The sequence below is a fragment of the Yeosuana marina genome (genome assembly GCF_011762485.1).
Lineage (GTDB): Bacteria > Bacteroidota > Bacteroidia > Flavobacteriales > Flavobacteriaceae > Yeosuana > Yeosuana marina.
Genome location: NZ_JAAKGI010000047.1, coordinates 13,091 through 28,689, shown reverse-complemented (window position 1 = coordinate 28,689; position 15,599 = coordinate 13,091). Strand labels below are relative to the sequence as shown.

Annotated in this window: 12 protein-coding genes; 10 read left to right on the top strand and 2 right to left on the bottom strand. The window is 32.5% G+C overall.

All coding sequences use genetic code 11. The features are described from left to right. The 3 genes from mbpA to G5V56_RS18785 form a co-directional block, all read left to right on the top strand. A partial coding sequence (gene mbpA, locus G5V56_RS19000; protein WP_240911461.1) for a mobilization protein MbpA occupies positions 1–361 on the top strand: 361 nt, incomplete at its 5' end. Further along, the gene (locus tag G5V56_RS18790; RefSeq protein WP_166968075.1) at positions 358–1,221 is read left to right on the top strand and encodes a relaxase/mobilization nuclease domain-containing protein; all 864 of its coding nucleotides are present in this window, start codon (positions 358–360) and stop codon (positions 1,219–1,221) included. The genes mbpA and G5V56_RS18790, both read left to right, overlap by 4 nt. A 16-nt stretch (positions 1,222–1,237) precedes the next feature. After that, positions 1,238–1,552, top strand: a complete 315-nt coding sequence (locus G5V56_RS18785; protein WP_166968073.1) for a DUF6730 family protein — start codon at positions 1,238–1,240, stop codon at positions 1,550–1,552. Positions 1,553–1,733: 181 nt separating this feature from the next. Here the strand turns inward: G5V56_RS18785 and G5V56_RS18780 are convergent, their stop codons facing one another. Together G5V56_RS18780 and G5V56_RS18775 are read right to left on the bottom strand one after the other, a co-directional pair. After that, positions 1,734–2,966 (bottom strand): sensor histidine kinase, encoded by a 1,233-nt coding sequence (locus G5V56_RS18780; RefSeq protein ID WP_240911489.1) that lies wholly within the window; start codon positions 2,964–2,966, stop codon positions 1,734–1,736. A gap of 116 nt (positions 2,967–3,082) precedes the next feature. After that, positions 3,083–4,450 (bottom strand): sigma-54-dependent transcriptional regulator, encoded by a 1,368-nt coding sequence (locus tag G5V56_RS18775; RefSeq protein ID WP_166968069.1) that lies wholly within the window; start codon positions 4,448–4,450, stop codon positions 3,083–3,085. A 203-nt stretch (positions 4,451–4,653) separates the two neighbouring features. Between G5V56_RS18775 and G5V56_RS18770 the strand changes: the two genes are divergently transcribed. From G5V56_RS18770 to G5V56_RS18740, 7 genes are all read left to right on the top strand, one after another. Further along, on the top strand, positions 4,654–6,003 hold the full coding sequence (locus tag G5V56_RS18770) for a TolC family protein (RefSeq protein WP_166968068.1): 1,350 nt from the start codon (positions 4,654–4,656) through the stop codon (positions 6,001–6,003). Positions 6,004–6,010: 7 nt separating this feature from the next. Then, positions 6,011–7,255 carry an efflux RND transporter periplasmic adaptor subunit gene (locus G5V56_RS18765; protein ID WP_166968066.1) on the top strand — a complete coding sequence of 415 codons (1,245 nt, stop codon included), beginning with the start codon at positions 6,011–6,013 and terminating at the stop codon, positions 7,253–7,255. 17 nt (positions 7,256–7,272) lie between these two features. Next, positions 7,273–7,968 (top strand): ABC transporter ATP-binding protein, encoded by a 696-nt coding sequence (locus G5V56_RS18760; protein ID WP_166968064.1) that lies wholly within the window; start codon positions 7,273–7,275, stop codon positions 7,966–7,968. A 125-nt stretch (positions 7,969–8,093) separates the two neighbouring features. After that, on the top strand, positions 8,094–10,523 hold the full coding sequence (locus G5V56_RS18755; RefSeq protein ID WP_166968062.1) for an ABC transporter permease: 2,430 nt from the start codon (positions 8,094–8,096) through the stop codon (positions 10,521–10,523). 3 nt (positions 10,524–10,526) lie between these two features. Then, entirely contained in the window at positions 10,527–12,935 is a 2,409-nt protein-coding gene (locus G5V56_RS18750) for an ABC transporter permease (RefSeq protein WP_166968060.1), read from the top strand. A 17-nt stretch (positions 12,936–12,952) separates the two neighbouring features. Continuing rightward, a complete protein-coding gene (locus tag G5V56_RS18745) occupies positions 12,953–13,177 on the top strand; it encodes a hypothetical protein (RefSeq protein WP_166968058.1) in 225 nt (74 codons plus the stop codon). 72 nt (positions 13,178–13,249) lie between these two features. Continuing rightward, on the top strand, positions 13,250–15,562 hold the full coding sequence (locus tag G5V56_RS18740) for an ABC transporter permease (protein WP_166968056.1): 2,313 nt from the start codon (positions 13,250–13,252) through the stop codon (positions 15,560–15,562). Positions 15,563–15,599: the final 37 nt, after the last annotated feature.

Sequence of the window (15,599 nt, the reverse complement as noted above, 5' to 3'; positions counted from 1 at the left end):
ATGTGTGTCTGTGGACACATTCTCGTTTGCTCCCGAAGGTCGCAAAGAAAAAAAAGTGTTTAAGGGGAAGGGAGATCTGGTTAAGTTTCGATGTTCCATCTATGAAAAGAAGCTTCTGAACGTGAAGGCCAAACGAAGCGGATTGACCTTAAGCGAATATATACGACGTAGCCTATTTGATATGGAAATCACGGAACGTTTTAGTGAAGAACATATGGAGCTTTATAAAATGCTCATCAAATACCATAACAATTTCAAGTCCATTGGCAACATGTTCAAAAAACGAAACCCCAAGCTCATGCAAACAGTCTATGATTTAGCGGACGAGATCAAAACACATCTTAAAAAATTTCAACAATGATCGGTAAAGGGAAAAGCATATCACACACCATGGCTTCGATGTCCTACGGATGGAACCAGGAAAAGGATGCCGAAATTGTATTCAAGGAATTTCTGCATGGAGATTCACCAGTTGAAATCACCAAAGAATTTAAAATGCTCCAGGACCAAAACTATCATTGCACAAAAAACACCTTGTCCTTTGTGATCAGCCCAACGATAGAAGATGGTAAGCGATTGCAAAAGAAAGAGCTCCAAGCCATCACCAAACGGTTTATGCATGAAATGAAATTGGGAGAACGTCAGGCCATAGCCTTTGTACATCAGGACAAAGAGCATAAGCACATCCATTTATATGTCAACCGCATTGATTTTAAAGGCGTGGCCTATAATGATAGCTTTATAGGTAAACGAAGTCAACAGGCAGCTGAGAAAGTAGCGGAACATATGGGATTGACTACGGTCAAGCAAATCCAATTTGAAAAGGAATTAAATCTAATAGAAATACGAATGGAGATTAAGCGTAGGCATGATCTGACCATGAAACAGTTCCAGCCGAAATCCTTTGATGCGTATGTAAAAGCGATGGAAGTCAATGGGGTCAAGGTCATTCCAACAATCAACAAACAAAACAAATTACAGGGCTTTCGGTTTGAGTTCGATGGCCATAATCTTAAAGGGAGTGAAGTACATCGCAACATGTCAATGGGCAATATAGGAAAAGAGATGTCCAGGATTCAAGGAAAAAGTATTTTAAAAGACAACAATGCAAGTATCAAACTGGCAGGGAAAGTGGTAGATCTCACGCCAAACGTAGCTTTAAAGATCACCAAGTTCATTATTAAAAGAGCCATTGATAAAGGGATGGACATAGGATATTAAATTAAACATAACAATCATGACAAAACTGGAAGAACTAACGGCCTTAATGGTCAATGAAATCAATGATTTTAAAAATAGTGTCGAAAACCTAGAGAAAATCAATGACCAATTAAAAGATACCAAAATTAAGATGGATTTGTCGGAGTATAGAACCATGATTTATTCACATCAAAAAGAAATGAAATCCTACTTAGATTCCATTGAACGCTTTGAAAGTCGGTTTAACTATAAATTAGAACAAGCTAAAATCTATCCCAATTGGGCTGTTGTGGTATTTATAGTTTGTATAGTAGTTACTGTAGTGTTAGTCTCCTATATGTTTTTGAAATAATATGTTTTCAAAAGAGACTTTGTCGAAATATTTATAACTGTATTTTCTTTCTTTTTAAATTATAAAGAATGAGAATTTCATTCTGGATTAAGGACTTATAATTTCAAATGAAACCAAAGGGAAAATAAATAATTTTATACTTGGAGAATTAGCAAGTATTCATGGTCGGCAGATAATGAAATTAGAAAAGCAATAAAAAAGAAGTTTCTTGATAAGGAATAGAAATTACATTTAAATTGCCACCATGTAAATGAAGAATTTGTTTTGATAGGCTTAAACCAATTCCGGTTCCTTTTTCTTTTGTAGTAAAGAAGGGAACAAAAATTTCATCAATAATATTAGGCTGTATACCTGACCCATTATCAGATATTTCTATAAATTTCTTTTTATTCGAATTTATTCCTGCCGTAATTTTTATGTGGCCTTCGTCGTTCCCTTTTAATGATTGTAATGCATTTTTAATGACGTTAATGAGTACTTGTGAAATCTGTTTTTCGTCAACAAATAATTCTAAATCAATCGGTTTTATGTTTACTTCAAATGAAATCGCTTCACTTTTTTCATTGGGATTCATTAAAAGCAAAACTTTATCTAACAACCGTTTTGCCGAAACAATAGATTTATCTGGAGTAGGTAAATTAAGGAAACTTCTATACGATTGTACAAACGCCATTAAATCGCCGCTTTGCTCTTTAATGACTTCAAGACCTTTTACGGTGTTCTTTATAGTATTTTCATCTATTTGATTGGCTTCTATGATGATAGAATCTGTTTTAAAGTACTTAACAATAGAGTCTGAAATAGACGTGATGGGCGTAACGGTATTCATGATTTCATGTGTTAATACACGAATTAATTTAATCCAGGAACTAGTTTCTTTTTCATCTAATTCTTTATGAATATCTTGTGCTACTACTAATAAGATTTCTTCATTATTGAGTAACAAGGATGTTGATTTAAGAGAGATTTGTTTTTTTTCTCTTTCATTAGTTAATTGTACTAATTCACAGTCAAAGGGTTTTAAATTTGAAAAGAGATTATATAATTTTGTGTCTATTTGATTCAGTTGTTTTATGTGATTGAGTGGTTTATAATTAAGCAGTTTCTCCATTTTAGAATTGGCAAAAAGGATGTGCCCTTTTTTATTCAAAGTAAAGATTCCAATATCTGCTTGTTTTAAAATTTCTTGATAGTATTTTTCCTGAGCCTGATTTTTAAGATGGATTTCCTGAATTTTTTCGTTCAGCATGTTTAAACTTCTATTTAACTCCTTCAATGATTTAACATGAACCTGTTCCGGAAAGCGCAAAGTAAAATCTTCATTTTTAACAGATTCAAAAAAGTAAGCGATTTTTCTATTAGTATGGTTTATAAACTGAATAAGCAAAACAACCTGAAGAGTTATAAGTATCAAAAATAAGCCACTTAAAACATGACTTTCTTTTAATACAAAAAAAGCAAATCCTAATGCAGTTGCGCAAAAAAATAGGATTCTAAAAATAAGTTGAATATAAAAATTCCTGCTGGCCATTACTTATCTGTTTTTTTTATTTTGTTGTACAGGGTTTGTCTTGTAATACCTAATTCTTCTGCAGCTGCACTATAATTGCCCTTGTTTCGTTCTAAAGCATTATTTATCATGAGTAGCTCCATTTCATTTAATGTGTTGGGTAAAGATTCTGTTGATATATCGTTTTTTTGATTCAACAAAAAGTCTGTGGGTTTTAATATTTTGTCATCAGATAAAATCACAGTACGTTCTAGCGTATGTTGTAGCTCTCTTATGTTACCTGGCCAAGAATAAGACAATAACTTTTCTTGGGCAGCTTGATTGATTTTGAGTCCAAATTTTCCATACTTATTCATGAATTTATTGAGGTAGAAATCGGCTAAAATTAAAATATCACCATCCCTATTTCGTAGTGGTGGCACTTCGATAAGAATGGTGTTAATGCGGTATAATAAATCTTCTCTAAAAAGCCCGTCGGCAACCATTTGGTCTAAATTACAATTGGTAGCACATATCAACCTAATATCAACAGGGATCTGTTTATTGGAACCCACCCGAACAATTGTTTTGTTTTGTATAACCGATAATAATTTAGATTGCGTTTGAAGTGAAATATTCCCTATTTCATCTAAAAACAGGGAGCCTCCACTAGCAGCTTCAAACTTCCCTATTCTATCTTCTTTGGCATCGGTAAACGATCCTTTTGTATGTCCAAAAAGTTCGCTTTCAAAAAGATTTTCTGAAAGGGATCCCATGTCCACAGCAATAAAAACTTCATCTTTTCTGGAAGATAATCTGTGAAGTTCTCTTGCTATCAATTCTTTACCTGTACCATTTTCTCCAGTTATTAAAACGTTTACATCTGTTTTTGCTACTTTATTGGTTAATTTTAAAACATCATTTAATGCTTTTGAAGTGCCAATAATATAATTAGTGTCTTCTTTATTTATAATCCGTTTTAAGTTGGTTTCTTTTGTCTTTAAGATATCGATTTCTTTTTTTGATTTTTGAAGAGAATATGCCGATTTTAATGTTGTTAATAGCTTTTCGTTGTTCCAAGGTTTTAAAATAAAGTCAGAAGCTCCTTCTTTCAATGCTTTTACGGCCAATTCTATATCGCCGTAGGCGGTCATCATGATAACCAAGGTGTTTGGGGCCTTTTTTTTGATTTCTTTTAACCAAAATAGACCTTCATTTCCTGAATTTACACCCGCAGAGAAGTTCATGTCCAATAAGACAATATCGATATCTTTTAAATTTTGAAATGATGAAATCTGGTTTGGGTTACTAATGCTTTTGACCTCTTTATATTCCGATTGAAGTAAAATTTCTAAGGCACTTAGTACACTTTTATTATCATCAATTATTAAGATTATACCTTCGCTCATTTCAAGTATATGTTATTTTGAATAATTAAAAGTACTAATTCGAAGTAATTCAAATGAGAAAGTGTAAAAATATTTGACGTTTATTGTAAATTATTTTTACAACTTATTTTATAAGTTTCATGTAGCTACTATTATGTCTTTGATATTTAGTCACTTATGTTTTTGGCACGTACTTAGCTATGCCCTTGGCATAAAATAATGGTATGTATAGATTCAGAAATATTGTAATTATCATATTCTTTTTTCTTTGTATGGTTTCTTACGCACAAGATACTTGGACTTTAAATAAATGTATAACCTATGCTTTAGACCATAATTTGAAGATACACGAGTTGAAATTTAATACAGCTTCTTCTAAAGAAAGCTATCAACAATCATACAGAGAACTTTTTCCTTCAATTTCTACTGGTTCAAATTATGATATCTCTTATGGGCGTTCTGTTGACCCAAACAATAACCAAATTGTAAGTTCTGACTTCTTTTCAAATAATTATTCCATAAATGCTGATATTGATATTTTCAGGGGTTTTCAAAAATTAAACACCATTGCATCTACTAAATTTTTATACAAAGCGACTCAAGAAGAAAGCCTACAAGAAAAGTATTTACTAGCGTTTCGTGTTATGACAGCATTTTATGATGTTAAATTTTATCAAGGACAATTACAAATTACGTCTGAACAACTAGAAATATCTTCAACAAATGTTAATTTGGTTAAACGGCAAATTGAGTTAGGCTTAAAAGCAGGTGCCGATCTTTATGAAGCAGAATCTGTTGAATCTGGTGATAAATTGGCCTTTATTCAGAATAAAAATAATTTAAAAGCTGCAAAATTGAAATTAGTACAGGAAATGAATCTTAATGAGCAAAGGGATATTGAAATTACCACATTAGATGAGGTGGTTGCACTAGATACCTCATACGAAAAGCAAATGAGTACAGACTCAATATACACAAATGCCCTTGGTTTTATGCCAACTATTAAATCACAAGAATTTAGGGTGCATGCTGCAAAAAAGGAGATTTCAATAGCTAGAGGTGCGTTATACCCTTCGTTATCGTTTTCGGCAGGTTATGGAACAGGCTATTTTGAAACTAATATAGATGCTTCAGGAAAAGTAATTCCTTTTCGTACTCAAATTAGCGATAACGCTTCGCAATTTATTGGGCTTTCTTTAAGAATACCTATAAGTCAACGCTGGAGTAGACGTTCCGAGGTTAAACAACAAAAAATAGCACTATTAAAGGCCGAAAATAGTTTGAGTCTTCAAAAACAAGAACTCAATAAAATTATTCAAGAGTTAATTCAGAATTATCAATCTACTCTTGCAGAGTATGAGCAAACAGAACAAAGTGTTACATCTCAAGCGCTTGCTTTTAAAATAGCACAAAAAAAATACAACAGAGGCATGATAAGTCTTTTAGAATTAAACCAATCAAAAAATTTATATGCAAAAGCACAGAATGATAACTTACAAGTAACATTAAAATTAAAAGTGCAGAAAAAAACTATAGATTTTTATAAAGGTTTGCCTGTATTTAATATCAATTAAAATATTTATGGATATACAATTAGAAAAGAAAAAAGGATTACGCCCCAAACATTATGGTTACATAGCTCTTGGGATATTACTTTTATTTGTTGGATGGAAGTTGCTATTTGGCAATTCGGTTTCAACGTTTAGAGCAGAGAAAGATAAACTATCTATAAGCGAGGTTATAGATGGAAAGTTTGATGATTATATTACTATAAACGGTTATGTAGCACCTATAGCAACTATTTATATGGATGCTTACGAAGGAGGCCGAGTAACAGAAAAATTGATTGAGGAAGGAGCAACTGTTAAAAAAGGAGATGTTATTCTTAAACTAGAAAATCAAGCGTTGTATGAACAGATTTTAGCCAGCGAAAGTAATTTAGCCTTAAAACAAAACGATTTACGCTCTACTAAGTTAACGTTCGATTCTAGACAGGTTGAAGGTAAAAAATCACTAGCTACAGCAGAATATGATTTACAACGCAAAAAAAGGAATTTTGAGCAAAACCAAGAATTGTATAATGAAGAGCTTATTTCAAAAGAAAATTATTTAAAATCAAAAGAAGATTATGAGCTGTCCCAAAAACAATTCAAAATTATAAAACTACAAACCGAACAGGATGATGAATTACGGAAGACCTCTTTAGCTGGATTAGATACCGATTTAGAACGTATGAAGACAACCTTATCAATGGTGTACAAACGCTTGGATCATTTAAACGTTAAAGCACCTGCTGATGGGCAATTAGGTTTTTTGGATGCTGAAATTGGACAAAATATAGCACAAGGGCAACGTATCGGGCAAATTAATGTCTTAACAGATTATAAAATTGAAGCGACTATTGACGAGCATTATATAGACCGAGTAAAACGTAATTTAACGGCTGTATTGGAACGCAATGGAAACAACTATCCACTGCGGTTAAGAAAAGTGTACCCAGAGGTTCGCGATGGTAAATTTAAGGTCGATTTGGTCTTTACCAAAGATAAACCAGAAACCATTAGAACGGGACAAAGTTATAATATTAAATTACAGCTTGGAGAATCTAATCAAGCGTTATTATTGCCAAAAGGAAGTTTCTTTCAAAGTACTGGTGGCCAATGGATATTTGTAATTCAGGGAGATGAGGCGTTAAAAAGACCCATTAGTATTGGAAAACAGAATTCAAGATATTACGAAGTACTGGACGGTTTAAAACCAGGAGAAAAAGTCATTACCTCCAACTATGATAATTTTGGAGATGCGGAACGAATTGTATTAAAGTAAAAATTAAAAAGATAAAAATGATAGTAATTAAAGACCTAAAAAAAAGTTTCAAAACAGAAGAAGTTGAAACATTAGCACTACAAAAAGTGAATTTAAAAGTAAAAGAAAGCGAATTTGTAGCTGTCATGGGACCTTCCGGATGTGGAAAATCTACACTATTAAACATTATAGGGATGTTAGATAATCCAACAGAGGGGAGTTATCAATTTTCAAAACACGAAGTTAGCGGTTTAAAGGAAAGTCAACGTACACAACTTAGAAAAGGAAACTTAGGATTTGTGTTTCAAAGTTTTAACCTAATAGATGAATTAACGGTTTTTGAAAATGTAGAATTGCCTTTAATCTATTTAAAAATGAAAAAGGCTGAACGTAAAGAAAAAGTAAAAAAAGTACTGGAACGCATGAAAATTGCGCATCGTGAAAAACATTTTCCACATCAACTTTCGGGTGGACAACAACAGCGTGTAGCCATTGCCAGAGCAGTTGTTTCCAACCCTAAATTAATATTGGCTGATGAACCCACAGGTAATTTAGATTCTAAAAATGGTATGGAGGTGATGAATCTCTTAACCGAACTGAACCAAGAAGGCACAACAATTGTTATGGTAACACACTCAGATAGAGATTCGCATTATGCACACAGAGTTGTTAATCTATTTGATGGACAAGTTGTTACAGAAAGTCAGAACAGAGCGATTGGGGCAAATATATAAGCCCCCTTATTAATCTCCCCAAAGGGAAAAAGCAATAATAAAACATAAACTAATCTTCTATTTATTTAACTCGCACGCTAGCAATCGGATTGGAGAAGTTAAGGAAAGGTTTAAAATAAGATATTATGTTTAGAAACTACCTGAAAATAGCTATTAGAAATTTTAAAAAACAACCATTTTTTACTTTTTTAAATACATTTGGTCTTGCTGTGGGCATGGCTGGTGCGCTCTTGATAACCCTCTATATTTATGATGAGTTAAGTTATGATACTATGTTTACGGATGTAAATGATATTTATCGCATCAATGTTGATATCAGCTATGGAGCAAATAAAAATGCATTAGCAACAGTGCCGCCACCTATGGCTGCGGTAGTAATAAATGATTATCCGCAAGTGGAGGCGATTACCCGCCTCAGAGGGTGGGGAAGTATGTTGGTTCATAAAGAAGGTTCTGAAAAAAATATTAAATCACAGAGCAATATGTTTGCCGACCCTAGTTTTTTTAGTTTATTCGGTATCAATATGTTAGAAGGTGATGTTAACACAGCACTTAATGAACCTAATACTCTGGTTATTACCAAATCGGCAGCAACTACTTATTTTGGCAATAAACCAGCTTTAGGTAAACGTCTAATCATAGATAATAATGAAGTGTTTACTGTTACTGGAGTTATCGAAAATTTTCCCAAAAATTCATTTTTAAGGAATTATTTTATGGTGATGTCGATGTCTAGTTTTGAAGACGCTAAAAGTAATAATTGGGGTAGTAATAATTACAGCACTTTTGTAAAGCTATCGCCAAAAACAGATATCGGCCAATTTGAAACAAAACTACAAGATGTTTACAAGAATCACGCCTTTCCCTATTTTCAAAAAACCTTTTTACCAAACATAACTTTAGAAAGTTTTAAAAACAATGGTAATGAATTTAGATATAGTCTTAAACCGTTAAAAGATATTCACTTATATTCTGATAGAACTGCTGAATTAAGTGCTAATAATGATATTGAGACTATTTACATATTTTCATTTATAGGACTTTTTTTAATACTATTGGCAAGTGTCAATTTTATAAACTTGAGTACGGCACAATCTTTAAAAAGAGCCAAAGAAGTTGGGATCCGTAAAACTTTAGGGTCAAACAAACGAGATCTAATAAAACAGTTCTTAATAGAGTCGAATGTCATGGTTCTCATTTCTTCGGCATTGGCGCTAGTAATTGCAATAGCGGCCTTACCTTATTTTAATGAATTATCTGGTAAGAAATTAGGAATACCTTTTTCTAATCCGTTCTTTTGGATTATGTCAGTTGCAGCTGTCTTGTTTTTAGGATTGATTTCTGGAAGTTATCCTGCCTTTTTTATGACTAGATTTCTTCCAGCCAAAGTATTAAAAGGAAACGGACAAAGTGGTATAGATGGTAGCAAGGTGCGAAATGGACTGGTTATATTTCAATTTGCTATTTCAGTATTTTTGATGATAAGTACTTTGGTAGTCTATCAACAACTACAATACATAGAAAATAAGGACCTTGGCTATAAAAAGGATCAAGTGTTAATAATAGAGGATGCTTATGCTGCAGGAAATAAAGTACAATCGTTAAAGGAGGAAATAAAGAAACTAAGTACGGTAGAAAATGCAACTATTACTAGTTTTTTGCCAACTCCGACCAATAGAAGTGACCAATCTTTTACTTTGGAAGGCGATGCTCCAGGGGATCATAGTGTCCAGATTCAAAAATGGGATGTTGACTATGATTATCTAGCAACTTTGAAAATAAAATTAGTTAAGGGGAGAAATTTTGATTCTAAATTTAGTACGGATTCCACCGCAATAATTGTCAATGAAACCACGGTTTCAAAATATGGCTTAACACCAAAAACGATAATTGGCAAAAGGATAAAGGATGATAGTGATAGTATTACTTATTCAATTATTGGCGTAGTCAAAGATTTTCATATTTCATCACTTCGAAATATTATTGTCCCTGTGGGATTACGATTAAGTAGGAGAACTAGTAACAATCTCGTAGTAAAATTAAAATCAGGAAATTTCCCTAAAACCATTACACAGATAGAATCTGTTTGGAATAAAATAGTGAACGGACAAACATTCAGCTATTATTTTATGGATGATTCTTTTAATAATGTGTATAATTCTGAACATCGTCTCGGTCGGATATTTATAACCTTTACTATATTATCCATTTTCATTGCCTGTCTGGGTCTTTTTGGATTGGCAGCTTTCAATGCCGAAAAAAGGATTAAGGAAGTTGGTGTGCGAAAAGTTCTTAGAGCCAATGTTGGTCAAATAGCGTATATCCTATCGATTGACTTTCTAAGGCTTGTAATAATTGCCATAATTATTGCATTGCCCATTGGTTGGTTTGCTATGAACGGATGGTTGGAAGATTTCACATACCACGTTCGAATTAGTTGGTGGATTTTTATTTCAGTAGCTATTTTAGCAATATTAATATCTATTTTGACAGTAAGCTTTCAGGCAATTAAAGCTGCAACTGCAAATCCAACGAAAAGTTTAAAAACAGAATAAATTATGTTTAAAAACTATTTAACAATCGCTTGGAGGAATCTTATAAAAGACAAAACATTCTCTATAATAAACGTAGTGGGACTATCTATGGCTTTTGGAGTTGTTATTCTATTGTCAATGGAAGTACTCTTCGAGTTCTCCTATGATAATTTTCATAAAAACAACAGTCGTATTTACGAAGTTTATAAAGAACAGCAAACAGTAAAGGGTCAGCAAGCGGGAACGACGCAACCTACGCCTTTTGCTCCAGCGTTAAAAGCTGAAGTGCCTGGTATTGATAAAATAACTCGTGTATTGCAAGACGGTGTTTTGGTTATTAATGGAGAAAAGGAAATTAGTTTGAATGCCATTTGGGTAGATCCTGATTTTTTTTCCATGTTTACATTTCTTGCAAAGAACGGAAATACAAATAACGTTTTGCTGGATCTTTCATCTGTAGTTATTACCAAAGATGCTGCCAACAAATTATTTGGAGAGACAAATGTTGTGGGTGAAACATTCACAATCCTGCAGGATGGCAAAGAAAAGCCTTTTACAGTGACTGCGGTTATAGAGAATATTCCTGTTAATAGTTCTATAGAGTTTGATATAGCGATTCGTTTTGAAAATAATCGAGAGTATGCAGAAACATTAAATACTTGGGATTCTCAATACCATCAAGTATATGTACAACTGCAAAATGATATTTCAGCGATTAAATTCAGTAAAAGCACACAAGCATTTGTAAAGCTACATTATCAAGGAACTATTGAGAGCTTAAAACGCGATGGAGCAGTTGCCAATGAAAATGGAGAATTTATTGACTTGAGATTATTACCATTAAAAGATGTGCATTTCACAAGTTTCATAAGGGGTTTTGCCGATGTTAACAGAACGATGCCCTATGTAATTCTAGGAATTGCAATGCTTATTTTATTCATTGCTTGCGTGAATTTTATTAATATGAGTATTGCTAAAAGTGTCCAGCGTTTAAAAGAGATTGGGATGCGTAAAACATTGGGAGCAAATAAAAAGCAAATCTTTTTTCAATTTTGGTTTGAAAGTTTATTGGTTTTTTTATTGTCATTAGTCGTGGGTATTATTTTAAGTGTCTTATTATTGGATGATTTTAAAACAATATTCAGAACGAGTGTCTCCTTTGATGTTTTTAAGACTCCTTTAATCAGTATTGGACTTTTAGGAGTTATGTTATGCATTACTGTTCTTGCAGGTGGCTATCCAGCCATACTTTTAACCCGTTTGGGTGCCATTCAATCTTTAAAAGGGAAGTTAGAAACTACAGGAAAAAATAGAGTTAGGGATGTTCTTATAGTTATTCAATTTGCGATTGCTATTCTTTTAATTACAACAAGTCTTGTTATTAATAGTCAAGTAGAATTTATGCGCAATAAAAATCTTGGATATGATAAAGAACAGATAATTTCTATTCCTTTAAACGGAAAAAAGAACAGCTATGCAGTTGTAAAGCTTTTAAAGCAAGAACTTCGTGGAAATCCAGATGTGGTAAGCGTTTCTGGGGCAGACAATAATTTAGGACGAGGAAAAGATGGTAGCCTATCCTCCAGTGTAGTAGGTTTTGAATACAAAGGGCGTACTGTAAACACAAATTTTCTTGTGGTAGATTATGAATATATTCAAACCTTAGGACTTAACATAGTACAGGGAAGAAACTTCAAAAGTTCAGCCGATAGTTTAGGGGTTGTTATCAACCAAGCCATGGCTAGAGAATTGGGAGAGAAAGATCCTTTACTAGCCCAATTAGAAATTCGTAATGGTGTTTATTACCCCGTTTTTGGTGTGGTTAAAGATTATCATTTTCAAGAGTTGGATAGAGCTATTAAACCGCTTACTTTTTTTATGAGTAAAGATATAGATCTTACATATGCTTACGTAAAAGTATCACCACATAATATGGCTAAGACCTTTGATGTTGTGGCAGAGACTTGGAAGAAAATAGAGCCTAATGCGGAATTTCTAGGATCCTTTTTAGATGAAAATATAGATCGCACTTTCCGACGTGAGAAATCAATGTCGGCCTTAACCATGAGCGGATCTATAATTGCAATAGTTATAAGTTGTATAGGACTTTTTGCCATGTCTATGTTGATTGTTTCTCAACGAAAAAAAGAAATTGGCATACGAAAAGTACTTGGTGCCAGTGTATTCTCGGTCACTTATTTACTGACCAAGGATTTTTTGATATTAGTACTGGTTGCGTTTTTAATAGCATCTCCTATAGCATGGTGGTTAATGAAATCGTGGTTACAGAATTATGCCTATCGAATAGATTTGAGTGCTTGGTATTTTATTGTTTCGGGATTGTTAGCCGTATTTATTTCTCTATTTACCATTTCAACGCGCACTATAAAAGCAGCAATAACAAAACCTGTTAAAAATTTACGAGACGAATAAGCATTATTTAAAAATTCATGAAACATTGCTTTACTTATTATTATGTGCAATCACAAGAAGATAATAATATTCCAGAAATAGTATATCATACAAAAAACAAAAAAACAAATGAATATTATTACAAATTTTTATATAAAGAAAAAGCCAAAAAATTAGCAGAGGAACAAAAGAAATTATTTCCAGTTCTTAAATTTCGAGTAATAGAATGTATAGAAATATTTGAATTAAGTGAATGGTTCTAAATAGATTTAGAACATCATTATATTAGTTAATAAAACCGTCAATAATTTGGAATATAAATAAAAAAAATCAAAATGATATTCTTTAAAACATATTTTAGGCATCTGTTAAAAAACAAATTATATACATCAGTTACTATTATTGGTTTTGCCATTTCACTTGCTTTTATCATTTTATTAGGGGTATATATAAAAAATGAATTATCAGTTGATGATTTTCAAGTGAATAAAGACAGGATTTATCGTTTGGAAAGCAATGATGGTACTGATTTTTCTGGACCTATTGCAGTCGATTTAAAAAACACCTATCCTGAAATAGAAGATTATACCCGAGTTTATGAGCAAGATGGAATAATTGTATTGCCGTTGGGCGAAAAATTCAATGCTAATTTTTTAGCTGTAGATGATTCGTTTTTTACTATTTTTTCATACACTTTATTAAATGGCAATGCTTCTGAAGCGTTAACCTTAAAAAACAGTATTGTTTTATCTCAATCGTACGCACGTAAATTATTTGGAGAAGTTTCTGCAATTGGAAAAAAAATAACAATAAATAATAATACCGAGTTTGTGGTTTCAGGAATAATGGATGATTTTCCTGAGAACACCACCTTTAAACTGCCCGATGCGATAATAAATATTAAAGCCATGTCTAATATTACAGGATATAAAGGTTTCCTTACCGACTATGGATTTTGCTCTATGAATATGTATTTTTTAGAAACCCCCAATGGAAACCTCCAATCTAAAGCTTCTCAAATTTTAAAAAAATTCAAGAAGGATTTTTGGTTATACAAAGAAGGCTATGCTGAAGGTGTGGTGTTTACACCATTAAAAGATGTTTATTTTAGCACAAAGCAAGGGAATGGGGTAAAAAGCAACAACAAAAACTTGATTGTCATTTTAACTCTAATTGTGTTCCTTATTTTGCTATTGGCAGTTGGTAATTATGTAAATTTAACCATAGCCCAAGCTACTTTTAGAGCAAAAGAAATAGCCATAAAAAAACTAGTAGGAAGTTCAAAAAGAAGCTTGTTTTTTCAGTTAATCAAAGAATCGGTAGTTCTCTGTTCCTTGTCAATGGTTTTAGCGTTGTTTTTAGTTAAACTAGCTGAACCCGTGTTCAATTCACTATTAGATACAGAACTAAATTTAAACAGTAAAGTTTCATTTTTAAATGCTACGGTATTTATAACTTTTTTTATTGTAGTTGGCAGTGTGTCAGGTGTTTTTCCAGCTTTAAGAATTACCAGTTTTAAGCCTATTGATGTGGTTAAAGGTTCTTTCAGAAAAAAGAACAAAACAGTTTATAACAATATTTTTATCACCTTTCAATATACCATAACCATTGCACTACTGGTTTGTAGTTTTTTAATAATAAAACAGACACGCTTTTTAAGGAATTATAATGTAGGGTTTAATAAAGAAAATATCATTCATTTACCTTATTTGATGGGTCCTGATAAAAAGGGTACAATCAAAAATACGTTGGAGCAAATCACGGGTGTTGAAGGTGTTACGTTATCATGGGGAAGCCCTATTGATGGGGGCAGTAATAAATCCTTTGATTATAATGGAAAACCAATGAGTTTTCAGGAGTTTAGTGTAGATTCTAGTTTTTTTTCAGTATTTGACATCAAAATGAGACCAACCAAAATGGCTTATACTAAAGATGGTATTTATGTAAACGAGAAAGCATTGAAAGTACTAGGATTTAATTCCTTGCCCACGTCGTTAAAAGTACATGATGAAATCTATACTATTTTGGGAGTGGTAAACGATTTCAATTTCAATGATCTTAGAAAAAATATAGGACCAATAATGATTCATCAACAACAAGATGGTTCTTATGCATCTAATGTGTTTGTTAAAATAAACAATAGTAAACCGTATGAAACTATAAACAAAATAAAAATGGCGTATTCGGCTTTAGTTGACAATACACCTTTTGAAGTGACCTTTGTTGATGATGCCATCAACCAATGGTATATCAAAGAAGAAAGAACAGGAAAAATTATCTCGTATTTTACGGTGCTATCTTTTATAATTTCATTTATGGGCATATTGGCTATGTCAACTTTTTATATGCAGCAACGCAAAAAAGAAATTAGTATACATAAAGTTAATGGAGCTACTGTTTTACAAGTTTTTTCGTTGTTGAATAAGAATTTTCTAAAATGGATAGGGGTAGCTTTTGTTATAGCAGTGCCTATTTCATGGTATGCAATGCATAGGTGGCTTGAAAGTTTTGCGTATAAAACACAAATGAGTTGGTGGGTATTTATCTTAGCTGGTGTGCTCACTTTAATTATAGCATTTGTAACAATCAGTTTTCAAGGTATAAAAGCAGCAAGATTAAATCCTGTGGATTCCTTACATGATGAATAGTAAGTATTAGTATTAAGATTGTACGTGGCATAAACAT